Raw genomic sequence first — 24,077 nt, forward strand, 5'->3', positions numbered from 1 at the left:
TTTTCACGTATTAAAACGGTAACATTAGGTGTTTTAAAGCGTATTGTGGTGAAAATTTACAAGAACCACTCTTTAGAAAGATCGAAAAGTAAAAATTGTTTTTAATTTGAAATACGTTGGATAAACCAGTCAAAAGGAACGATCAGATTTTTCGAAAACGGCTAGTTAAATATGGTCTAATAAAAATTATAATTTTTTTACTGCACTTTAAATGAATTGAAATTGGATTTTTTGGTGGAGTAAGTAGTAATTCAAAGTAAGTAAACTTTAGAGTTGTTTTAATTTCTGTTGTAATAACTGTTTTACAAGAATATCTCTTATTATTTTGATGGATGTTTCGGTTGAACTGCTATTCGTATTTATAGCGGTACTATCATTATTATAAGGCGCATAAGTAACTTGATTGGGTCTTGAAAATAAACCTACTGTAGGTGTCAAGGAAGCACTAGCCAAATGCATAATCCCACTATCAGCGCCAATGAAAATTTCAGTGTTTGCGATTACGGCACCAATTTCACGGATGTCTTTGCTATAAAACGTAGGGGATTTAAATGCTATTTGCGAAACATTTTCGACGGGTAAAATTTCGATGATGTTGTAATCGGTAAATTCTTGTAGTAATGCAGTGTAAAAATCATTCCACCAATCAGTTGAATAGCATTTGTCGTCTGTTGCATAGGTAAAAATGGATATTGTTTTTTTGGCTGCAGGAACAATTTCGTCTACCGTTTTTTTACCGACTCCTAATTCATTAGCACTCAATTTTAAGTCTAATGATGGAACCGAATTTGTATTTTCAGGAAAACCCAGTTCGGTCAAAAAGCGTCTAAATTCATAAACCGGATACTTTGCAATGTGACCATAATCGCTATGTTTCGATTGTAAAGTACTATTTTCTGCTCCAAAGAATTTATACTTGGCATTAGCGAATTGGGCAGATAATCTTCCAGATGATGAGTTTTTATTTACATTGATTACAATATCATATTTGGCACTTTTTAGTTGCACCCAAACCTTAAAATAAGCAATTAAATTTTTAAAAGGTTTTTTAGGAAGTTCAATGATGGTATCTATGTTCTTGTAGTTTTCAAAAATAATGGGCGTTAAGCCACCTTTTACAAACAAATCAATTTTGCAATCTGGAAAAGTAGCACTTACATCTTGTACGAGCGGGGTAATCAATAAGAGGTTTCCCAATCGATGATTGGGTCTAGAAATTAAAACTCTTTTGATTTCAATTTTTTGGCTTAAATCTATGGTTTGATTGCGATGCGAATTACCAATATTCTTAGTCAGACTTTTGGTTAAAATTCTGCGGTATACATTTACTGTTTTTAAGATGCTCATGCTTTTATGATACTATATGGTACTGAAATGGGTGTTGATCTAAAATTTAAATCGGTTTATATTCTTTTGGCAGCAACTGTCAGCAGTTCTACTACTTCATAAAAATTTTAAAGGAACAAAGATACAATTTAGAAACTAATAAATATTTATGGGGTTTTGCCCTATACTATTGTGATAGATATCGGCTGCTTATTTCGGAGTAATTTACAACAGTTTGAAAACAAAAGGATTACTCAAAAATGAACTAGAAAAAGCGAGGTTTAAAACAGCGCTTACAAAATAGAATTGATGTAAATTAGACTTTTGTATCATAAAAAAGGAGCGTTATGCGCTAGGATTCTAAAATATTTATAACCTTTGACATCTAAAACAATAGTATCATGAGCATGACTAAATTAACAATTAATAAGAATGGTTCGATAAAAATTGAAGGCGATTTTGAAATTACCGATTGCAATGGTCAAACCTACGGTTTAGAAGGAAGAACTGCTTTGGGTCTTTGCCGTTGTGGTTTATCTGCCAACAAACCTTTTTGCGATGGAGCACACCGCAATGGCTTTGAGCATGAACCTGCAGCATTTGACTTGCCACCCGTAAAAACGAAGTAGTATCGTTTTTTAATTCGATTATATACGAAAAAGCTAAATCTTTGCGGATTTAGCTTTTCTTGTTTATTTTTTAAACCAATTAAATACACTGTTTTATTCACTGAATTTACTAATATTCTAAAATGATTTATCCTTCAAACTACTAATAATTGCCATCACATCTTGATCGCCCAATCCTTCTTGTTCCGCTGCAGCATAACTGTCATACAATGGATGAATCAGCGGGGAATCGAGACCGGCTTTTTTGGCTAGTCTTAAATCTTTCACTAAATGTTTCAAAGCAAATGCGGCAGGGAAAGAATCGTTAAGGATAGAAGGTGTTTTGATATTCGTAATGCCGTTACCACAGGCGCCTTGATTGATGATGTTGAGCATGTCTTCCTTGCTTACGCCGTTTTTCTCGGCAAATAAAACCGTCTCAGCTACTCCTTGAAGATTTAATCCCAGTAAGTAATTGATGGCTAATTTAGCTGAACTTGCCACACCAGGTTCGCCAACGTGAATGGCAATTTTACCCAAAACGTCAAATATGGGTTTTGCTACTTCAAAATCTTCATTTGAAGCACCAACAAGAATGACCAAAGTTCCGTCTTGTGCCGGTTTTACACTTCCAGAAACGGGAGCGTCTATAAAATGTACTTTGTGTTGGTTGCAAATGGTGTTTAAATAACGCGAGGTTTCCGGTGCAACCGTACTCATATTGATAATGGTTTTTCCAGCAGATGCTACAGACAATAAACCTTTTGGTCCCTCAAAAACTTCTTTGACAGCTGCGTCATTAGATAACATGGTCAAAACAACATCACAGGTTTCCATCAGTTCTTGTAAACTGCTTGCTGATTTTGCTCCTGCAGCCAGTAAAGGTGCTTCTTTATCTTTAGTACGATTGAAAACCGATACTTCAAAACCTGCTTGGAGTAGGTTCATAACCATTGGATTTCCCATATTGCCAAGACCTGTCCATCCTAATTTTAATGTATTCATGATTTTTGTGTTGTTTATATTATTTGTTCATTATGGGTACAGTTTTCAAAAATGCGCTACCAATTGTTGTATATCAGCTTTGTCGGTATCGAAGTCATTGCGAGGAACGAAGTAATCGTATTTAGTTTTTTAATTTACTCCTATTTGTAGGTTATGAATGCTTAATAAAGTTGTAATCGCGTTTCAAACGCTACGATTATGCTCTAAATTAAAATTGGCACTCGTGGAAAACGAGCGCCAGTGGGTAATTTTAAAATAAGGGACTTAACTTCTTTATCTTTTCAGCAGTGTACAATCACTGAGGTTTTAACTTGTATTTTATATCGTTTAGTCGTTATAATTATTAAATCTTTTCTTTGAGAGCAAAAGAAATATCATTATGACAACAAAGTGAATAATAGTATTAAAATAGGTCTTTCCAGTCAAAAAGTAACCAGATATTGTAAGAATAATTGGTAACACAACAGTTAAAATCAAAAGTCCATAGTACAAACTAGAGGTAGATTTTAACTGTTTGTCCGTTTTGTTCGAGTGTTCTTCTTTTTGCATATTTTTAATTTTTTTTTAAATAGTTTTTTCACAGCCTGACGTTCTGTGGCTTGTCTCAGTGGCGTCCTCTCACCGAACAATCATAAATATAGACCAAACTTTCAGTTATCACTGTGTTTTCTAAAGACTAACATAATTAAGTCATTGAGGCAAACCGCTGTTGTTCGTTTGTGCTTTTTGGTTCGATCCATCTTCTTTCGCTCTCAAAATATTATTTCCATATTTTGACTTTGGATTTAAACGTAATTTTATTGAGCAGTTCTATATTTGCCAAAAATTATTGCCAATAATAACATTCCAATTCCAATTCCAAAAAATAAACCTTTTGTTAAATCAGGTAATTCGACAAAATGAGAAAAGATTTGCGAAACTGCGATTATGAACATTCCACTTGACATTAGAATTACTGATTTTCTATTTATTATTTTTTTCATTTTCTTCTTTTAAGAATTACTATTTAGAGGGCAATAATTAGTATCAAATTTTATTAATTGTTACAAGTAGTTATTGTATTCTCCTCGGTCTTGCAGATTGATGCACAAAGTTATGCCACTTTAAAATGGCTGGAAGTTCGTAACCGCTTAATTTTCTAATTAACTAAAAACTTGATGCGAAACGATAATTCCACTGCATTTCAGCTAGCTCAAGGCTCTTATGTATTAGCTTTTTTTCTAGTTGTCATTTTCGCTCAGTAATTCTTCTGTTAAATTGTAGTCCGAAATAAGTTTTAATACAATTCCAAATGTTTAGGATGTTGGAGAATATTTGTTCTTCCTTAAAAAGTTAAATTTGCTCATTCGGTTTTTTGGAGAACGTCAATTATTTTACTGTATAGTAGTTGTTCATCAATGGGTTTAGAGATATAATCGTTCATTCCCACAGCGCGGGCTTTGTCTGCATCTATTGTAGTAACATCTGCAGTTAGCGCAATAATGGGAATATTGGAGTTCATCGTGTTGCGCACGAAGGCCGTGGCTTCAAAGCCATTCATTTCGGGCATTTGCAAATCCATCAATACAAGGTCGTACTTCTTTTGTTGTAGTTTTTCAATCGCAATTTTTCCGTTTTCGGCAATTTCGATCTCAAAACCAAAGTCAGCGAGTATTATTTTTATTAAAAGCTGGTTGAGTGGCATGTCTTCGGCAACCAATACTTTTAAGTTTATTATCTCGGCTTCCTTGTTCGAGACCCGTTCCGTTTCGTGTTTTATTTTTTGGTCCGTTTTTGCAAAGCTTAATTCAAAACTAAAGGCAGATCCTTTCCCCAATTCACTTTCCACGCGTATCGTGCCACCCTGTTGTTCTATTAATTTTCTAACGATGGGTAGTCCCAGACCTGTGCCACCATACAGACGCGAGTTTTCGTAAGCAGCCTGTCCAAAATCGTCAAAAATATGTTCCAACTTATTTTTATGAATGCCTATGCCAGTATCGGTTACTGTAAATTCGAGGGTTACTTCCTCCGCATCCTGTTTAAGTAGAGCAACACCCATAGTTATTTTGCCTACTTCAGTAAATTTTACAGCGTTGCTCACCAGATTTAAAATTATCTGCCGCAAACGAGTAGGGTCACCTAATATAATTTCGGGTATTGCTGTGTCAAGTTGTTCTGCCAGTTCTAAATTTTTCTCTTTTATTTTAATATCGAACAAGAGAAGCATTGCCGAAAGAGAAGTAGCTAAATTGAAAGGTATTTGTTCAAAGGTCATTCTGCCAGCATCTACTTTGGCAAGGTCGAGAATGTCGTTAATTAAAACCAGTAGGGCATCGCCCGATACCTTTATTGCCGTTAAATATTCTTCCTGCGTTTTGTCTAATTTCGATTTCAAGAGCACATTGGTAAACCCTATAATGGAGTTCATCGGGGTTCGTATTTCGTGGCTCATGTTACTCAAAAATTGTTGTTTTGCCTGCATTGCTTCTTCTGCTTTACTCTTTGCTTCTTTCAACTCATGAATATCGGTTTTGCTTCCCACCCACGTAATTATTTTGCCTGTTTCATCTTTTACAGGAACAGACCTGCATAGGTGCCATCTATACGCACCTTCTTTGTTTTTGATGCGACACTCTACGTCAAAAATATCCCCTGTGGCGACAGAGTGTTTCCAACTATTTACCATGGGTTGTAAATCATCGGGGTGTATCGTTTTTACCCAACCGCCGGCCACTAATTCGTCAAATGTGAGGCCTGTATCTTCAAGCCATTGTTGATTAAAGAATATAATATTGCCCTCGGCATCGGCATTGGTAATTTTTTGAGGCATATTGTTGGTTAAAACACGAAACTTTTTCTCGCTTACTTCAATAGCTTTTCTAGCATTTACCTGATCTGTTATTTCGTCTGCTAACACCATTACGCCAGAGATAGTTCCATCGACTTCACGCAATGGCTCATATACAAATTTTACAAATACATCTTCCAATCTACCGTTCCGATTGATGGCGAGTGGAAGTTCTTGGGATACAAACCGATTGCCTGTTCTATAAACAGTATCTAAAAGTCCTTTATATACTTGGCCCTTCACCTCAGTAATAACCTCAAAGAGAGGTTTGTCCAATGAATCTTCAATCTTCCTATCCAACAAATTAGCCATTTCTTGGTTTAAGGTTTCAAATATAAAATCTTCTCCTCGCAACACACAAATAGCTACTGGTGCTTGCATTACCAAAAGTCTGAACCGTTCTTCACTTGCTTTAATTTTTTCAGCTACAGTTTTTTGTTCATGTATTTCTGTGGTAACACCTATCCACATTTTATGTATTCCATTTTTATCTTTTATAGGCGATGCAATGTTTAAATGCCATACATAATCACCTTGTTTATTTTTTAACCGCATTTCCATTACTAAGTCATTTCCAGTTTCGGATGCTTTTTGAAAACGCTGCTGAAATTCTTCCATTTCATCTGGATGCATAATTTGGTGGTATCCAAAATCTCTTAATTCTTCAAAAGTATATCCGCTGAAATCTAACCAGTGTTTATTAAAATAGGTAACACTACCATCTGCTGATGCATTGCTGATTTTTGCAGGCATTAAATCAGCCATTAGGCGTAATCGCTGTTCGTTTTCTTCAATCTTCCTTTTTGCAATTACCTGCTCGGTTACATCATTACCAATAATAGTAATACCCGAAATAGTTTCGTCGGCTTCCAAATAAGGTTGGAAAACAAAATTGAAAAAATACTCTTCCCTTAAGTCCCCATGAAGACTTTTAGGGCTTTGTACTTCATTACCATGAAAAGGGATACCGGTGGCACGTACTTCATCAAGTAAAGCTGGGAAGCTTGTGTTTTTAAGATCGGGCATAAGTTCAAGGAGCGATTTGCCTTCTATATCATTCCCTATTCCCCAAACTTCTTTGATCCGGTCGTTTGCAAGGTCAATGATAAGGTCTTTGCCTTTTAGTACGGCAAAAGTAAATGACGAATGCTTTAGCATCAGGTTATACCGCTTATCGCTTTCTTCAATTTTTTTTCTTGCGAGCACTTTGTCAGTTACATCAATGGCAACATTAATTACTCCAGAAACATTTTTATTGTAGTCAAATATTGGATGATAAATAAAATCAAAATATCCCTTGAATTCATTGCCATGTTTCAAAAAGTGAACAGGGAATTCGTTTCCCTTGAAAGGAATGCCAGTAGAAAATATATCGCTTAAAATTTTATCCAATCCCTGGGTAGCAGTTTCGGGAAACGCATCAAATAATTTTTTGCCAAGTATTTCACTTTCTGATTTTCCTATAATTTCGCAGAAAAGTTTATTTGCAAGTGAAATCACCAATTCTTTTCCTTCATAAATATTTAAAGCAAACGGGGCTTGCATAAAAATATTCTGAAGTTGCTGCTGACTATCTTTAATTTTTTGTTTTGCATTCACTTCGTTCGTTACCTCAATGGCAATGATAGTAACCCCCGAAATAGTTTCGTCTGCTTCCAGATAAGGCTGATAAACAAAATTGAAATAAGCGTCTTCCAGTTTACCATTACGCAAAATCGGGGCAAGCAACTCATCGCCGTAAAACGGAATACCGGTGGTGTACACCGTATCAAGTAACCCTGGAAAAGCGGAGTCTTTTAGTTCAGCTATCACATCAAATAATGGCTTTCCTTCTACGTTATTTCCTTTTCCCCACATTTCTTTTATGGAATCGTTGGCAAGCGAAATCACCATATTTTTACCTTTGAAAATAGCAAAACCAAAGGGCGATCTCATCAGCATCATGTTGTAGCGCTTTTCGCTGTCTTCAAGCTGCTTCAACGCTTTTTGTTCTGCATCAAGTCGCGCTACTAGTGATTCATTTTCAGTAACATCCTCGGAACGCTGAATGATATATTTTACGTTATTGTTTGCGTCAAGAATAGGGGAGTTTATGATTTTCCAATATTTTGATTCAAATCCGCCACCTTCCGATGCCCGTTTAGGAATATCGTATCTTACAATTGGCAAGGTATCGGCGGTTTTATTTTTGATGACCCAATTAAAAGAAGCGCGAATCTTACTTTCTCCATCGCTAGTTTTATCCTCAGGGTTAAGAGGAAATGCTACAAAAATATCGCGCCCTGTAATGCTCGCACGCGTGGTTTTAGTTTTCTTAATAAAATCGTCAGAAGCCGCAACTATGGTAAAGTTGGTATCTATAACTAGGACCAATCCCTGAGACTGCTCGAATAAAGCTACATAATCTATTGTATCCATAAGTTTCGATATTATCAGATAAAAACACTGATTGATGAATTAAAGAGCTTGTCGATGATTTGATTTTTATCCTGTATAAAAGTAACTATTTGTAAATTTATATCATTTTTATCTGAATTTTGTCTAAAGTGAAGCACAACGTTCTGGTACTGCAGCGGGATTGGTACTAAATTAAAACCTTTCTTCATATTTGCCACCCGAGCGATAGCGAACAGGCGAAGCAAACCCAAATATAAAACTAACTTTCCAATAAGCCAAATGCCCAAATCCGTTGTAGCTGTTGGCAGAATTCTATTTTATTCGAGTCAATATTAAATTCCGCGTATTTCATTTTGTTATATGTTTTTTTGTAATGTTTTGTAGCTTTGAAATGAGGTAAGGTTCGTGACCGCTAAATTTTCGGCTTAACGAAAACTTGATGTAAAATATAAATGTTAATTAGCAGCAAAATTATCAATCTTGTAAAACTTCTATTATAAATTGCACTTGTTATTTATTTCAAATCTACTTGTTTAATTCATATTTTTCTAAAAAATAAATCCTTTTTTATTGTGCGTTTTTAAAATTTGTCCGTAAATTTGTCCGTATCCGTAAAAATGTCCGTAATTATGATAAACGTAAAATTCTATTTAGATAAAGCTGATAAAAGTAAAAGATTTCCAATTCATCTTGTTTTGCGCCAAAAGGACTTGCAAATTAAAGTTGCTACTGGCGAAAAAATAATGAAAAAGGATTGGGATAGCACAAATCAATTAGTTTTGGATTCTGAATATTTACACAAATCAGTAAATAAATTTTTAAAATTTTTGAAACAAGAAGTTGAGAAATATTTTGAAAATGAACCACATACAAATTTTACAGACAAAAAAATAAAAGAAAAGATAGCTTCATTGGTTAATAGTAGAAAAGAAAATACAGACATAAACATTGTTTCGGAACCGTCAACAGAATATGAAACAAAGTCTAAAGTAACTTTTGTTGATTTATTTGCTGGAGCAGGAGGTTTTAGTGAAGGATTTCTTCAAGCAGAATATGGAAATAAGTTTTACGATTTTAGATTAGCAAGCGATATAAATGAAAATTGTGAGCTTACACATTTGGCAAGATATAATTATCAACTTGGTTTAGATGCAGAATTTCTTCGTCAAGATATTACTGAGCCAGATTTTTTGGATAATTTTTTAAAGAAAATTGGCAATAAAGAAATCGATATTGTTTGTGGTGGTCCGCCTTGCCAGAGTTTTAGTTTGGCTGGTAAAAGAAAAAAATTTGACAAGAAGGATGATTTATTTGCACATTACTTAAAAGTGATTAGACAGTTGCGTCCTAAATATTTTGTTATGGAAAATGTCAAAGGAATTTTGACAAAAGAACAAGGCAAAATTAAAGATATGATTTTGCAAGAAATTAGGTCAATTGTAGATTTGAAAGAATTCAATCAACTTATATTTTTTGTTGCACAACTAAAGAAAATAGAAATTGAACAATCTTTTATTATAGAATGTTACAATTTACGTTTGCAATTTGAAAAAGCTACTGATAAAGAATTAGATAATTTAAAGAATAGTTATATTAATAGTTTAGAAAACAAATTTAGAATATTAACACCAAAAATTGTTGATTATAAAACAAGTAAAACTGACAAAAACATCAGCACAATTCGCCACGGTTTTAATCTTTTAAAACGTGTTAAAGAGCTTGAATATATTAGAAAAAAAGTAATTAATGAAAAAGCATTTTCAAATGTAGATAATGATTTTTTTGCAGATAATTTTGATTCTTTTTTAACTTCAATTGAACCAGAAACAATCATTGAAAAAATACATACTTCTTTTAACAATTTAAAACCAAATGAAAATTTTTCTGATGAAGTAAAACAAATTATCACAGCACTTGAAATATTTGATTATTCTTTTGATGAATGTGTAAAAGGTTTAAATTCATTCGTTACAAAAGCTAATAAAGTTAAAGAATTTGAAACTATATTATCTAAAATCAGATTGTATAACATTGAGCAACCTTTTGTAGCATTAGCATCAGATTATGGTGTTCCTCAAAATAGAGAAAGAGTTTTGTTTATTGGATGTAGAAAAGACCAAAAAATAATAAATGATGTTCCTGCAACAGTAAAACAGAACGAAAAGGTTAATGTATTTGAAGCTATCTATGATTTAGATTTTGTTGGAAATGATGATGAAAGATTTGATTATGAAAAAATTAATTTAAAAGCACAATATAATGGTTCTACTGAAAAAATGAAATCATTAATTCAGAAAAGAAATATTGATGGCAAACCAAATGAAAATGATGGATTAAGTTATTCAGAATGGTCTAAAATAGGGCGTTTAAATGGGCGTTTTGCAAATGCAAAGAATCCATTTTATGTTAGAAGTTTCGAGGAACTCGAAAACACTTTATCCCATTTAGTTGCACCATTACAAAATCATAAAACCAGCAAACAAAATAATGATGTTGTTAAAAGGCTGGATGTTATTTTGAAATCAGGAAATTACGAATCTGCAAAGGCCAGCCTTAAAGCAATTGGCTTAGAATCCGATAAAAGAAGTTATACGGTTTTAAAACCTGAAGGACAAAGTTCTACAATTATGACTATTGCTGACGATTACATTCATTATTCAAATCCAAGAGCATTGACTGTTCGAGAAATGGCAAGACTTCAATCATTTGATGATTCTTTTGTTTTTCAAGGAAAACGTTCAACAGGAGGAAATAAACGTAAATTTGAAGTTCCACAATATACACTAGTTGGGAACGCAGTTCCACCACTAATGGCTAGAGCGGTAGCTCTAGAAATATTGAAGAACATCAAATAAATCGTTTATGAGACAATTAACATCTATTGAAATTGATAGAATAAAGATTTTAACAGAAAATTCAGTTGAACTATGTCTAATTGAGCCAACTGAAACAGGGTTAGTAAAATCTATAATGGATGCAACTGGTTCTGTTAGAAATTTCTTAAAATCTAAAAATATTCACGATTTTGGAGTGCAAAATCAAGGTCAAGAAAGCAAAGTGCAAATTGCATCAAAATTAATTAATTTTGATAAAATTATAAATTCTGTTGCATCTTTATATCGTCCAAATACGAAAAAAGGTGACCCAAGAATTTGGTTCAAAGGTTTGGGTAATTATTCGAAAGCAAATGATATTCTTGCAATAATTGAGTTTGATGGAATATTATATGTTTTAAATATTACACAAATTGATTTAGAAAAATTGTTAAACTCAAATATTCATAATCCTTTAAAAGAGTTGATTGAGGAAATTAATCATATTTCGAATGAGGTTGCCGATGAATTATTAATTTTGTTAAACAAAATAGCGTCACAAGGACCTGTTCCCGCAATGCTTAAAGCGGACACTGCAATTGGAAGAACACTTGAAACACTTTTAGGAATTGATATTAATTCTTCAAAAAAGCCAGATTATAAAGGAATTGAATTAAAATCCTATCGGGATAAGAAAGGTAATAGAAAGAATTTATTTGCACAAGTTCCAGATTGGAGTTTAAGTAAATTCAAAAGTTCCGCAGAAATATTAAATAATTTTGGTTACAAAAGAGGAGAAGATTTTAAACTTTATTGCACTGTATCTGCATTAGTTAAAAATTCACAAGGATTAACTTTAAAATTGGATTCTAAAATAAACCAGCTTCTAGAGAATTCAGACAAAGCTAATATTGGAGATTTTATTGCATGGAATCTAGAAACTTTGCATAATCGTTTACTTGAAAAACATAATGAAACTTTTTGGATTGCTGCGGATTCAATTATAATTGACACTAAAGAGCATTTTCAATTCAAAAAAGTTGAGCATACAAGAAAGCCTATTGTTACTCAATTTGACATTTTGTTAGAACAAGGGATTATTACTTTAGATCACTTGATAAAAAGAAAGCCAACAGGAAGTGTAGTTGAGAAAGGACCAATATTTAAAATAAAACCAAATGCCTTGAATTTACTATTTCCTCCAAGTCAATCATATTCTTTAACTATAAAATAGCGAAATTTAAACTTCTGTTTTTAATATTTTGCGGTTGCTTATAACTATTAAATAGTTTAATAATCTTTTGAAAATTAAACTACATCTTGTAGATTCCCAATACTTTATTTCGTTTTTATATTTTCTCAAATATATTAAAATTTTCTTACAATTTTTCTTGAAAAGAATAAACGTCATTTTTATTGTGGTTTGCGTGAGGGAGGGAAGCGGCATCCTTTATTTTCTTTCTTTAAGAAAATAAAGATACAGCGTACCGCCCGACCCAAAGCAGCGAGGAGGAACGACAAAGCTGCTGCAGGGTCACGCCCAAAGGAACAATATCACGCTGCACCACTCACTCACCACCATTCACTTTTTTGTCACTTTCCCCATCCTTTTTATGAAATTTCTAAAAAAAGTATATCTTTAGCCAACTAAAACCAAAACCCCAAAACCAAAACCCCAAAAAAATGGAAGACCAAAAACCAGACGATTTTAAAAGAGAATTAGGATTACTTGACGGAACCATGCTTGTGGTGGGTTCTATGATAGGTTCCGGGATATTTATTGTAAGTTCGGATATGGTTCGGCAATTGGGATCGGCCGGCTGGTTGCTTGCTATGTGGGTGCTTACAGGCACTATTACGGTGATTGCCGCCGTGAGTTATGGCGAGTTGAGCGCGATGTTTCCTAAAGCGGGTGGTCAATATGTGTACATTAAGGAAGCGTATGGGAAATTGATAGGCTTTTTATACGGCTGGAGTTTTTTTGCCGTGATTCAAACCGGTACTATTGCTGCTGTGGGTGTGGCTTTTGCCAAATTTGCCGCCTATTTGTATGCGCCTTTAAGTGATAAGAATATTTTATATGAGATTGGGGATTTTAAACTCAATGCGGCTCAGATTGTTTCTATTTTCACCATTATATTGCTGAGTTACATCAACAGTCGTGGAGTAAAAAACTCGAAAATTTTACAAACGGTGCTCACGGTTATCAAAATTCTATCGTTGGCAGGGTTGATTATTTTTGGTTTTATGGCTGCCAAAGCGGAAGTTTGGGACGCGAACTGGACCAATGCCTGGACTTCGCAAACGCTAAATGTAGAAACGGGTTCGTGGTTGCCTATTAGCGGAACGGCTTTGATATCTGGAATTTCGGCTGCATTAGTAGGTTCGATGTTTTCTAGTGTCGCATGGGAAGGGGTAACTTTCATTGCTGGCGAAATTAAAAATCCAAAACGCAACGTGGGATTGAGTTTGTTCTTAGGAACCTTAATTGTGAGTGTGATTTATATTTTGGCTAATATCATGTATTTGGCAGTTGTGCCTTTATACGATATTGCTACAGCCGAATCGGATCGTGTGGCTGTAGTGGCTTCGCAAAGTATTTTTGGCTCTGTGGGAACATTAATTATTGCGGTGATGATTATGATTTCGACTTTTGCCTGCAACAACGGATTGATTATGGCAGGAGCCAGAGTGTATTATACGATGGCGCAAGACGGTGTTTTCTTTAAGAAAGCCGCTGAATTGAATAAAGCCAGTGTTCCGGCTTGGTCTATCTGGGCGCAGTGTATCTGGGCTTCGGCTTTGTGTCTGACAGGGAAATATGGTGATTTATTGGATTTTGTGGTGATCATCGTTTTGATATTTTACATCTTGACTATTTTAGGAATCTTTATCCTTCGTAAAAAAATGCCAAATGTGGAAAGACCGTATAAAGCATTTGGATATCCATTTTTACCTGCTTTGTACATAATCATTGCTTCAGCGATTTGTATTGCGTTATTGTACACTAAAACAAGTACGAGCGGCTGGGGTGTGGTGATTATGCTTATTGGGATTCCAGTGTATTATTTAACGAAAGCTAAGGAGTAGTTTTTTTTAATTATGAATTATGAATTATGAATTATAAATTATGAATTATGAATTATGAATTATGAATTTTCGGATTATAAATCGAATTTTCAAATAAAACTTTTTTAGAAATCAATTAAAACCTTTTTAATCCGCTTCAACTGCGTTCCAATGAGTTTGAACATCAGAAATTAATAACAAAAAAATCCGTCTCGTTATCATCACGGGACGGATTTTCTATTAAATTCAGGTTGGTTTGTGGTTGTTTTGAATCTAAATAAATTAATTGACTAAAAACTAATACCTAAAAAAATACAACTACAAGCTACAACCTGTAAACAGTATGCTAGTAGTACGTAAAACGTCTTACTTTGGCAATATACTTAGCCAATCGAATTACTTGGTGGCTGTACCCATATTCGTTATCGTACCAAATGTATAAGACAATGTTTTTTCCATCTTTAGAAACAATAGTTGCATTACTATCATAAATGGCAGGTTGCGAAGTACCAACGATATCTGAGGATACTAATTCGTTATTTAAGGAATACTTAATTTGCTCTACTAACTCGCCTTCCAACGCGTATTTTTTCATGATAGCATTGATTTCCTGAACCGAAGTTGTTTTTGAAACTTCTAGATTTAAAACTACTAATGAACCATTTGGTACAGGTACCCGAATCGCATTTGAGGTCAGTTTTCCTTCTAATGACGGTAACGCTTTTGCAACAGCACTTCCCGCACCTGTTTCGGTAATTACCATATTAAGTGCTGCGGCTCTTCCGCGACGGTATTTTTTGTGCATGTTGTCAACCAAATTTTGGTCGTTGGTATACGCATGGATTGTTTCTAAATGTCCTTTGACAACGCCCAAGGTATCTTCAACAGCTTTCAAGATTGGCGTTATAGCATTTGTAGTGCAAGATGCCGCCGAGAAAATATTGATTTCATCGGGATTATATTCGTTGTGGTTTACGCCATGTACAATATTTGGAACTCCTTTTCCGGGAGCAGTAAGCAGTACTTTATCAGCTCCTTTTGAAACCAAATGACGACTCAACGCTTCGTGTGTCGTAAATGCACCCGTGTTGTCAATTACCAAGGCATTATGAATATCAAAGAGGGTATAATCAATTTCTTCTGGTGCGTTTGCCGTGATAATATGAACCGTTGTTCCATTAATAATTAAGGCATTATTTTCAGGATCCGCAGTTACTGAACCTTCAAAATCACCATGAATAGAGTCATAACGTAGTAAGGAAGCTCTTTTTTCAAGAGAAACCGCATCGTTTTTGTCACGAGTTACAATGGCACGTAAGCGTAACTGACTCCCTTTTCCTGTTTTAGACATTAATTCTCTGGCTAATAAACGACCAATACGCCCAAAACCATACAATACAACATCTTTCGGTTGAATTTCCTCGGAGTCTTTTGCGTTTTTTAGTTTGTCAATAACAAAATATTTGGCATCTGGATATTTATCCTCTTCCAAACCATATTCATAAGTTAGTTTTCCAATATCTAATTTAGCGGGAAGCAAGTTCAATTCTAAAATGGCTTTTGCAATCTTAACGGAATCAAATACCGAAATTGGTTTACCCACAAATTCAGCTGCATATTCGTGTAAGTTGATGATGTCACTTACATTTCTGTCCAGCAATTGATTACGGAATAACACCATTTCAATGGATTTATCATACCATAAATCGCTGATGATTTTTATGAGTTTTGCTCCTGCGCGTCGCCTGTCAGCTTGTAAAGAAACTTCTTTTTCGTATAAAGTTGTAGTTGCCATTTTGAAAATTTAAGGAAAATAAAGAGTTGTATTTTTTTTAAAATTTGCGCAAAAGTACCCATTTCAATCGATTTCGTAGCGTGTTTTATGAATTATTTACGAAATAAAAAAGCCATCTTGTTTTTTCAATATGGCTTTCGTAAAAGAAAATAGAGAATTTTTTAAAGAATAACGCGCATAATTTCTCCATTTTTATTAATCATTTCTATTCGGATCGATTGGGTTTCTTCTTTTTTACTTAAAAGTTTAGAAACCGTTTCTACATCGGTCGCTTTTACATTGTCAATGCTTAAGATAATATTACCTATCAGTTCGTCTTCGTATTGCTTCAAGTTTTGACTACTGATGCCTTTAATGCGCACACCGTACTCAATTTTAAATTTCTTTTTATCAGCAGCTTCAATATTCTCTAATTCAATTCCTTTGAATTCGGCATTAAAAAATTCATTTTTGCTTAAAAATACAGGTGCTATTTTAGTTTTTCCATCGCGTATAAAAGTTACTTGCACTTTGTCATTTGGTCTTTTGGTATTTATGTACCCGGAAAGATCAGCAAAAGAGCCAATATTTTGTTCATCTAATTTGACAATCACATCGCCTTTTGTAAGGCCTGCTTTCTCCGCTCCGGAATTTTTAGTAACCTTGTTGATGTAAAATCCTTGGGTTAAACTAAGGCCGTATTCTTTAGAATTCATACTGTTCAATTCACCACCTTCAACACCCAGAATTCCACGTTGTACATTCCCAAATTCCATTAAATCTTCGATTATTTTTCGGGTAATGTTCGAAGGAACTGCAAACGAATAACCTACGTATGAACCGGTCATCGATGAAATCATCGTATTGATTCCTATTAGTTCACCACGCGTATTAACTAATGCACCACCACTGTTCCCGGGATTTACTGCAGCATCAGTTTGTATAAAAGACTGGATACCGCTGGTGTCTAAATTTCTGGCTTTTGCCGAAACGATTCCCGCTGTAACCGTAGAAGTCAAGTTGTAGGGATTACCAACAGCTAGAACCCATTCGCCTACTTTTACCAAATCAGAGTTGGCAAATGCGGTGTAGGGTAGTTTTTCATCGGCATCAATTTTTAATAAAGCAATATCCATTTTAGAATCGGTTCCAATAAGTTTTGCTTTGTACGATTTTTTATTATTCAGTGTAATTTCAATTTCTGATGCATCTTTAATAACGTGATTGTTGGTTACGATATAGCCGTCTTCTGAGATAATTACACCAGAACCCGTTCCCACTTGTTCCTGAGATTGACCTCCTTTATACCCATAAAAATATTCTAATATGGGATTGCTTACCGTGGTTCGGGAGACATTTTTTACGTGAACAACAGAATGAATTGTTTTTTCTGCAGCCTCAGTAAAGTCGAGCACCTCAGTAGATAAACCCACTCTTTTTCCAAAGGAATTGGATGCCAAGGTTACTAATCCGCTTTTATCCTTAGAGAAATAACCATTAGTATCAAATAATAACTTGTATGAACCTAGTGTTACTACTCCGCTCAACAATGAAACTAAAAAAAGTGTTGAAATTTTTTTCATAATTAAATTCGTTTATTAAGATATTCGTGCGTAAAAATAAAAATAATAAAGCATGATAAAATACAGTTTAACGCTCTTTAACAATGATTAACATTTCATTAATAGTTGTACTTTTGTGAGACACAATTCAAATTAAAATGCACTTAGAATTTTATAAATATCAAGGAACTGGAAATGATTTTGTAATGATTGACAATCGTTCGGATTTTTTCCCAAAACAAAATACCCAACTCATTGCACATTTATGTGACAGGCGTTTTGGGATTGGTGGTGATGGACTTATTCTATTGGAAAATGACACGATTGCCTCAAATCTCGAAGCTAGTACTGATTTTAAAATGGTTTATTACAACTCAGATGGAAACCAAAGCTCGATGTGTGGTAACGGCGGACGTTGTTTGGTGGCTTTCGCCAAAAAGCTACAACTAATCAAGAATAAAACTACTTTCATAGCAACAGATGGTTTACATCACGCAACAATTGGAACAGATGGTTTAGTTGCTTTACAAATGATTGATATTCATGAGGTAAAAGTCAGTTCTAATCACGTTTTCTTAAATACGGGCTCCCCACATCATGTGCAGCTGGTTGATGATTTAGAAAATTACAATATAAAGGAAAACGGAGCGGCCATTCGATACGGAGATTTATACGGAAAAGCTGGAAGCAATATCAATTTTGTAAAACAAATTGACGAAAATACTTTTTCGTTGCGCACCTATGAACGCGGTGTTGAAGATGAAACGCTCTCTTGTGGTACAGGCGCTACAGCAGTTGCAATCGCGATGAATGTTTTAGGAAAAACGCAATCTTCTTCGATAGATTTGAATGTTGAAGGCGGGAAATTAGTAGTTTCTTTTGAAAAAAAGGGAGAGCAGTTTTCCAAAGTCTTCCTGAAAGGACCAGCGGAATTTGTATTTAAAGGAACGATTATTATTTAATTTCGAAACTCGTACTAAAATCAAACTTAGTGTATCTCTCTGATGCCTTTGTGTAACTTTGTGAAATAATTAAATGAAAACATTAAAAGGCGACAACATCTACATTCGCGCATTAGAACCCAATGATTTGGAGTTTGTGTATGCTATCGAAAACGACCAAAACATTTGGGAAGTGAGTAATACGCATACGCCCTACAGTCGGTTTTTAGTCAAACAATATTTAGAAAATGCCCAGCAAGATATCTATGAAGCCAAACAGTTGCGATTGGCTATTTGTCAGGATCAGGATTTTCCAGCCGTAGGTTTAATTGATTTATTTGATTTTGATCCAAAGAATAACAGGGCAGGAGTTGGTATCGTAATTCAAAATAAAGACAACCGAAGACTTAATATTGGTTCTGAAGCTTTGGAGTTGTTAATCGAATATGCTTTTCACAATCTTAATTTGCACCAATTGTATGCAAATATTGGTACCGAAAATGCAGCAAGTACAGCACTTTTTAGTAAATTTGGATTTGAAAAAATAGGCGTAAAGAAAGATTGGACGTTGGTAAACGGCCTATATAAAGACGAAGCTATTTTTCAATTGATCAATACTAATTTTTAAAATTGAAACTTTGAATCGGTATCGTTTCAAAATCAAATAAATAGAAAGCACATTAGGGACATGTTTCCTCGTAAAAAAATACCACTTATGAATATTAAAAAAATAATTAGCATAGTCTCCGTTGTTGTAATAGCAGTATTAATGATTTATGGTTTGATACTTTTGAGACAAATTTTTTCTGCAAACACCAAATTTTCGGATGATGAGGTATACGTTTACGTTCCTACAGATGCAAAATACGAGGATGTAAAAAAAATTATGACACCTTATGTAGAGAACATGGATCGATTTGAAATGGTCGCCAACAAAAGAGGCTATACTGATAATGTGATTCCGGGTCGTTTTTTATTGACAAAGGGAATGAATAGTTACGCTCTGGTTAAAACGTTGCGACTGAATTCACCCGTAAAACTGGCGTTTAATAATCAAGAGCGCGTAGAAAATTTAGCAGGACGTGTAGGCTCTCAAATTGAAGCCGATAGTGTATCATTGTTGAATTCGTTTAAAGATTCTATTTTTTTAAAAGAAAACGGGTTCAATGAAGAGAATGTTTTGGCGCTTTTTATTCCGAATACGTATGAGATTTATTGGAACATCACCGCTGAAAAGTTCCGTGATAAAATGATCAAAGAATACCGCAACTTCTGGAATGAAGAGCGAATTGCAAAGGCAAAAGCACAAGGTCTAACTCCAGTTGAAGCAACAATCTTAGCCTCAATTGTTCACAAAGAATCTGTTAAAAAAGACGAAAGACCAAGAATTGCCGGAGTGTATTTGAACCGATTGAGATTAGAAATGCCCTTGCAAGCAGATCCTACGGTGATATTTGCCATGAAAAAGAAATCGAATGATTTTAATCAAGTCATCAAAAGAGTTTTTTATAAGGATTTAATAATGCCGCATCCATACAATACGTATATGAATATAGGTTTGCCTCCAGGACCTATTGCAATGCCCGATATTACAGCGTTAGAATCGGTTCTAAATCCTGAGAAAAATGATTTTATTTATTTCTGCGCGAGTGTAGAGCGTTTTGGATACCATGAGTTTGCTGCTACATTGCCAGAACACAATGTAAATGCAAAAAAATATTCAGATTGGATCAATAGTCAAGGCGTAAAAAGATAGTTTTGAGAACTACTCTAGGCTATATATTTTTGTTTCTAGTCGTTTTGCAAATTGGCTTTAGCCAAAGTAAAGCAACTCATTTTTTTAAACCTTCTGATTCTTTGAATCTAAAAAGGCAAAATACGGTTGTTATTACCGAATCAATTTTGGCTACGGGAACTTTAATTGGCTTGAATGAGGTTTGGTATGCGAATTATCCCAAATCTGATTTTCACTTTATAAATGACAATTCTGAATGGCTCCAAATGGACAAAGCCGGTCATCTATTTTCCTCCTATCATTTGGGACGATTCGGAGCTGAGATGCTGCAATGGAGTGGCACTTCTAAAAAAAATCAGGTGCTTTATGGAGCGGGATTGGGCTTTGCTTTCTTAACAGCTGTTGAGGTTATGGACGGCTATTCCGCTGAATGGGGCGCTTCTTCTGGGGACATAATCGCCAATGCTGCTGGAACAGCTTTGTATGTTTCACAAGAATTGATTTGGCAGGAACAGCGCATTACACCCAAATTTTCATTTCATACTACAAAATATGCCAGTTTTAGACCTTCAGTTTTAGGAAGTTCCTTTTCAGAACAAATTCTTAAAGATTATAACGGACAAACGTATTGGCTTTCCATCAATTTAAATTCGTTTGCAAAAGGCTCAAAAATACCAAAATGGCTCAATGTAGCCCTAGGTTATGGGGCTGAAGGAATGATAACTGGGAATAAAGAAGATGTACTTCCAAATACAGCATATAATTCCAAAAGATTCAGACAATTGTACCTTAGTTTTGATGTTGATTTGACAAAAATAAAAACAAATTCACATTTTTTAAAGACCGTTTTCTCTATTTTAAATACTGTGAAGATTCCTGCGCCTACAATCGAATTTGTGCACTTTAACGATATTAAATACCACTTCATCTATTTTTAGATAAGTTTAACTACCTGATTATCAGTATAATTTTTTTTGTTGTATATTTGCACATAGAAATTTCTTAACGGGACAGCGTTTTGAAGAAAAACAATTTATGATAAAGAAGTGGTATTTTTACACTAGTCTAACTGTAATTACAGTTTTTTTGAGCTCCGGTTTTAGACCGTTTAACTTAGAAACCAGCCCTTGGTTTCTTATCAATGAAGAAGAAGGAACACACTACTTATTTCCTTCTGAAAAGCAAGAAGATTACATCAATTCGAACATCCCTTTTACCGGAAACTTTTTCGTAGGTTTCAGAGAAGCAATTGGTTATAGAGAATCTGAAAGTAAATACAGAAAAATTAATTCCTTAGGTTATTTAGGTAAATATCAATTTGGTATTGAAACATTAAAGTCAGTTGGAGTGAGAAGCAGTTCTTCTTTTTTGAATAGTCCTGAATTGCAAGAAAGAGCCTTTATTGCTCTATTAGCAAAAAATAAATGGGAACTGAAAAAGGAAATTGAAAAATATGAAGGAACAATTCTGAACGGAATTCATGTTACAGAGTCAGGGATTTTAGCAGCAGCACATCTAGGTGGTGCTGGATCCGTAAAAAAGTATTTTAAAAACAAGGGTAAGCGTTATTTTAGAGATGCATACGGAACTTCAATAAGAACCTATATGAAGTTATTTGGAGGTTACGATACGTCTTTTATTATTGCAGATAGTAACGCAACTGTAAGAAGCATTCAGATTTAAGAATAAGATACAATATGAAAAAGGCTGTGAAATTTACTTTTCACAGCCTTTTTTTGTTTCAGAACAGTTGATAAAAAATTTGATAGTTATAAGGAATTTTGATTGTACTAATACAAAATCAAAAAACAAAAAAGAACTACTCTTTCGACTAATGCTTTAGATAGATTTAATATTCAATGCGTTTATTCGAAACTTCCCATTAATATTTCTAAAATTTTAATAGCAGCCTCACTAATTTTTGTTCCGGGTCCAAATACCGCAACCGCACCGGCATCAAATAAAAACTGGTAATCTTGTGCAGGAATTACCCCGCCAACTACCACCATTATATCTTCTCGACCGTACTTTTTTAGTTCTTCAATAACTTGTGGGACCAAAGTTTTGTGTCCTGCAGCAAGAGAAGAAACGCCTAGAATATGTACGTCGTTTTCTACAGCTTGTTTAGCTGCTTCTGCTGGTGTTTGAAAAAGTGGACCAATGTCTACATCAAAACCTACATCGGCATAACCGGTAGCCACTACTTTTGCCCCACGATCGTGTCCGTCTTGTCCCATTTTTGCAATCATGATTCGGGGACGACGGCCTTCCTTAACAGCAAAGGCGTCTGCTAATTTTTTTGCTTCTTCAAAACTTTTGTCGTCTTTTATTTCTTTACTATACACGCCGCTAAAAGATTTAATTTGTGCTTTGTATCGTCCAAAAACTGCTTCCAGTGCATCACTAATTTCGCCTAAAGTAGTTCTGTTTCGAGCAGCTTCAACGGCAATTTCCAGTAAATTACCTTCTCCTGTTTGTGCACAAAGTGTTAATTTTTTTAGTGAATTTTGAACTTTTTCGGTATCTCGAGTTGCTTTGATTCGGTCTAATTGTTCTAATTGTTGCTTGCGAACCATTTGGTTATCCACATCCAAAATCTGTAACGGATCTTCTTTTTCTAACCGATATTGATTCACACCTACAATAATGTCTTGTCCGCTGTCAATGCGCGCTTGTTTTCTGGCCGCCGCTTCTTCGATTCTAAGTTTCGGAATTCCAGATTCAATGGCCTTGGTCATCCCGCCAAGCTCTTCTACTTCTTCAATAAGTTTCCAAGCATTTTCAGTAATTTCATTCGTCAAGCTTTCTACATAATAACTGCCGGCCCAAGGATCGACGGTTTTTGTGATTTTAGTTTCTTCTTGTAAATAGAGTTGTGTGTTTCTAGCAATTCTTGCTGAGAAATCTGTTGGTAAAGCGATGGCTTCATCTAAGGCATTGGTATGTAAAGATTGTGTTCCTCCAAAAGCGGCAGCTGCTGCTTCAATACAGGTTCGAGCCACATTATTAAAAGGATCTTGCTCCGTTAAACTCCAACCCGAAGTTTGGCAATGAGTTCGCAAGGCTAATGATTTATCGTCTTTTGGTTCGAATTGTTTGACCAGTTTAGCCCATATCATTCTACCAGCACGCATTTTGGCAATTTCCATGAAGTGATTCATCCCAATCGCCCAAAAAAACGATAATCTTGGTGCAAATTCATCAATTTTCATTCCTGTTGCTAATCCTGTTCGAATGTATTCCAATCCATCAGCGAGCGTGTAAGCTAATTCAATATCAGCAGTGGCTCCTGCTTCTTGCATGTGGTATCCAGAAATCGAAATAGAATTGAACTTGGGCATGTTTTTACTCGTGTATTCAAATATATCAGCGATGATTTTCATGGAAGGAGTTGGCGGATAAATATAGGTGTTGCGCACCATAAACTCTTTCAAAATGTCGTTTTGTATCGTTCCGGAAAGTAACTCGGGTTTGACACCTTGTTCCTCGGCAGCGACAATGTAAAAAGCCATAATAGGTAAAACGGCACCATTCATCGTCATGGAAACGGACATTTCATCTAGCGGAATTTGGTCGAACAACACTTTCATGTCTTCCACAGTGTCGATCGCAACTCCTGCTTTTCCAACATCTCCCACCACACGCTCGTGATCCGAATCATAACCTCGATGCGTAGGTAAATCAAAAGCGATAGAAAGTCCTTTTTGACCGGCAGCTAAATTTCTTCTGTAAAAAGCATTACTTTCTTCGGCAGTAGAAAATCCTGCATATTGACGCACAGTCCAAGGTCGGCGCACGTACATTGTTGCATAAGGCCCGCGTAAATTGGGTGCGAAACCTGCTCCAAAATCAAGATGCTTGATGTTCTCAATATCTTGTTCTGAGTACGTTTGTTTTAGTTCGATTCCTTCTGCAGTTAGAAAAGCATCAGCCGGTGCATGTTCATGCTCCACTTTCAACAGTGTACTTTCTAATTTTATATGTTGTAAATCTTTTCTTTTCATTTGTTTAGTACAA

The 24,077-nt window shown here is 34.9% G+C and carries 16 protein-coding genes; 9 read left to right on the forward strand and 7 right to left on the reverse strand.

The window, feature by feature from the left end; all coding sequences use genetic code 11:
* Positions 1 to 267: 267 nt before the first annotated feature.
* The gene (locus AC061C_RS00550) at positions 268 to 1,347 is read right to left on the reverse strand and encodes a glycosyltransferase family 9 protein (RefSeq protein WP_478289578.1); all 1,080 of its coding nucleotides are present in this window, start codon (positions 1,345 to 1,347) and stop codon (positions 268 to 270) included.
* Between the two features lie 380 nt (positions 1,348 to 1,727).
* On the opposite strand from AC061C_RS00550, the gene AC061C_RS00555 reads away from it, so the two are divergent.
* On the forward strand, positions 1,728 to 1,955 hold the full coding sequence (locus tag AC061C_RS00555; RefSeq protein WP_478289579.1) for a CDGSH iron-sulfur domain-containing protein: 228 nt from the start codon (positions 1,728 to 1,730) through the stop codon (positions 1,953 to 1,955).
* A 117-nt stretch (positions 1,956 to 2,072) separates the two neighbouring features.
* On the opposite strand, the gene AC061C_RS00560 is transcribed toward AC061C_RS00555, so the two are convergent.
* The 3 genes from AC061C_RS00560 to AC061C_RS00570 form a co-directional block, all read right to left on the reverse strand.
* Positions 2,073 to 2,939: an NAD(P)-dependent oxidoreductase gene (locus tag AC061C_RS00560; RefSeq protein WP_478289580.1), complete on the reverse strand. Its 867-nt coding sequence runs from the start codon at positions 2,937 to 2,939 to the stop codon at positions 2,073 to 2,075.
* 797 nt (positions 2,940 to 3,736) lie between these two features.
* Positions 3,737 to 3,922, reverse strand: coding sequence for a hypothetical protein (locus AC061C_RS00565; RefSeq protein ID WP_478289581.1), 186 nt, complete (start codon positions 3,920 to 3,922; stop codon positions 3,737 to 3,739).
* A 359-nt stretch (positions 3,923 to 4,281) separates the two neighbouring features.
* The gene (locus tag AC061C_RS00570) at positions 4,282 to 8,142 is read right to left on the reverse strand and encodes a PAS domain S-box protein (RefSeq protein WP_478289582.1); all 3,861 of its coding nucleotides are present in this window, start codon (positions 8,140 to 8,142) and stop codon (positions 4,282 to 4,284) included.
* Positions 8,143 to 8,795: 653 nt separating this feature from the next.
* Here AC061C_RS00570 and AC061C_RS00575 point away from each other — a divergent pair.
* The 3 genes from AC061C_RS00575 (at position 8,796) to AC061C_RS00585 (ending at position 14,069) form a co-directional block, all read left to right on the forward strand.
* A complete protein-coding gene (locus tag AC061C_RS00575; RefSeq protein WP_478289583.1) occupies positions 8,796 to 11,021 on the forward strand; it encodes a DNA cytosine methyltransferase in 2,226 nt (741 codons plus the stop codon).
* Between the two features lie 7 nt (positions 11,022 to 11,028).
* Positions 11,029 to 12,213, forward strand: a complete 1,185-nt coding sequence (locus AC061C_RS00580) for an MvaI/BcnI family restriction endonuclease (protein ID WP_478289584.1) — start codon at positions 11,029 to 11,031, stop codon at positions 12,211 to 12,213.
* 449 nt (positions 12,214 to 12,662) lie between these two features.
* The gene (locus AC061C_RS00585) at positions 12,663 to 14,069 is read left to right on the forward strand and encodes an APC family permease (protein WP_478289585.1); all 1,407 of its coding nucleotides are present in this window, start codon (positions 12,663 to 12,665) and stop codon (positions 14,067 to 14,069) included.
* A gap of 325 nt (positions 14,070 to 14,394) precedes the next feature.
* Here the strand turns inward: AC061C_RS00585 and AC061C_RS00590 are convergent, their stop codons facing one another.
* A complete protein-coding gene (locus tag AC061C_RS00590; protein ID WP_478289586.1) occupies positions 14,395 to 15,843 on the reverse strand; it encodes a glyceraldehyde-3-phosphate dehydrogenase in 1,449 nt (482 codons plus the stop codon).
* Between the two features lie 161 nt (positions 15,844 to 16,004).
* Complete coding sequence (locus AC061C_RS00595) at positions 16,005 to 17,405, reverse strand: trypsin-like peptidase domain-containing protein (protein ID WP_478289587.1); 1,401 nt, start codon at positions 17,403 to 17,405, stop codon at positions 16,005 to 16,007.
* A 137-nt stretch (positions 17,406 to 17,542) separates the two neighbouring features.
* On the opposite strand from AC061C_RS00595, the gene dapF reads away from it, so the two are divergent.
* The 5 genes from dapF to AC061C_RS00620 all read left to right on the forward strand — a co-directional run bounded on the left by dapF (position 17,543) and on the right by AC061C_RS00620 (position 21,743).
* Positions 17,543 to 18,346 carry a diaminopimelate epimerase gene (gene dapF, locus AC061C_RS00600; RefSeq protein WP_478289588.1) on the forward strand — a complete coding sequence of 268 codons (804 nt, stop codon included), beginning with the start codon at positions 17,543 to 17,545 and terminating at the stop codon, positions 18,344 to 18,346.
* Between the two features lie 73 nt (positions 18,347 to 18,419).
* Positions 18,420 to 18,953, forward strand: coding sequence for a GNAT family N-acetyltransferase (locus AC061C_RS00605; protein WP_478289589.1), 534 nt, complete (start codon positions 18,420 to 18,422; stop codon positions 18,951 to 18,953).
* A gap of 87 nt (positions 18,954 to 19,040) precedes the next feature.
* Positions 19,041 to 20,081, forward strand: a complete 1,041-nt coding sequence (gene mltG / locus AC061C_RS00610; protein WP_478289590.1) for an endolytic transglycosylase MltG — start codon at positions 19,041 to 19,043, stop codon at positions 20,079 to 20,081.
* Positions 20,082 to 20,083: 2 nt separating this feature from the next.
* Complete coding sequence (locus AC061C_RS00615; RefSeq protein WP_478289591.1) at positions 20,084 to 20,998, forward strand: DUF2279 domain-containing protein; 915 nt, start codon at positions 20,084 to 20,086, stop codon at positions 20,996 to 20,998.
* A gap of 97 nt (positions 20,999 to 21,095) precedes the next feature.
* Positions 21,096 to 21,743, forward strand: coding sequence for a peptidoglycan-binding protein LysM (locus AC061C_RS00620; RefSeq protein WP_417945232.1), 648 nt, complete (start codon positions 21,096 to 21,098; stop codon positions 21,741 to 21,743).
* Positions 21,744 to 21,925: 182 nt separating this feature from the next.
* Here AC061C_RS00620 and scpA read toward each other — a convergent pair whose 3' ends face one another.
* The gene (gene scpA, locus AC061C_RS00625) at positions 21,926 to 24,064 is read right to left on the reverse strand and encodes a methylmalonyl-CoA mutase (protein ID WP_417945230.1); all 2,139 of its coding nucleotides are present in this window, start codon (positions 24,062 to 24,064) and stop codon (positions 21,926 to 21,928) included.
* Between the last annotated feature and the right edge of the window lie 13 nt (positions 24,065 to 24,077).

The sequence above is a fragment of the Flavobacterium sp. GNP010 genome, from assembly GCF_056428945.1.

Bases quoted from the DNA above. Each gene is read 5' to 3' on its own strand.
- AC061C_RS00550 (WP_478289578.1), bottom strand. From the start codon at position 1,347: ATGAGCATCTTAAAAACAGTAAATGTATACCGCAGAATTTTAACCAAA.
- AC061C_RS00555 (WP_478289579.1), top strand. From the start codon at position 1,728: ATGAGCATGACTAAATTAACAATTAATAAGAATGGTTCGATAAAAATT.
- AC061C_RS00560 (WP_478289580.1), bottom strand. From the start codon at position 2,939: ATGAATACATTAAAATTAGGATGGACAGGTCTTGGCAATATGGGAAAT.
- AC061C_RS00565 (WP_478289581.1), bottom strand. From the start codon at position 3,922: ATGAAAAAAATAATAAATAGAAAATCAGTAATTCTAATGTCAAGTGGA.
- AC061C_RS00575 (WP_478289583.1), top strand. From the start codon at position 8,796: ATGATAAACGTAAAATTCTATTTAGATAAAGCTGATAAAAGTAAAAGA.
- AC061C_RS00580 (WP_478289584.1), top strand. From the start codon at position 11,029: ATGAGACAATTAACATCTATTGAAATTGATAGAATAAAGATTTTAACA.
- AC061C_RS00585 (WP_478289585.1), top strand. From the start codon at position 12,663: ATGGAAGACCAAAAACCAGACGATTTTAAAAGAGAATTAGGATTACTT.
- AC061C_RS00590 (WP_478289586.1), bottom strand. From the start codon at position 15,843: ATGGCAACTACAACTTTATACGAAAAAGAAGTTTCTTTACAAGCTGAC.
- AC061C_RS00595 (WP_478289587.1), bottom strand. From the start codon at position 17,405: ATGAAAAAAATTTCAACACTTTTTTTAGTTTCATTGTTGAGCGGAGTA.
- dapF (WP_478289588.1), top strand. From the start codon at position 17,543: ATGCACTTAGAATTTTATAAATATCAAGGAACTGGAAATGATTTTGTA.
- AC061C_RS00605 (WP_478289589.1), top strand. From the start codon at position 18,420: ATGAAAACATTAAAAGGCGACAACATCTACATTCGCGCATTAGAACCC.
- mltG (WP_478289590.1), top strand. From the start codon at position 19,041: ATGAATATTAAAAAAATAATTAGCATAGTCTCCGTTGTTGTAATAGCA.
- AC061C_RS00620 (WP_417945232.1), top strand. From the start codon at position 21,096: ATGATAAAGAAGTGGTATTTTTACACTAGTCTAACTGTAATTACAGTT.
- scpA (WP_417945230.1), bottom strand. From the start codon at position 24,064: ATGAAAAGAAAAGATTTACAACATATAAAATTAGAAAGTACACTGTTG.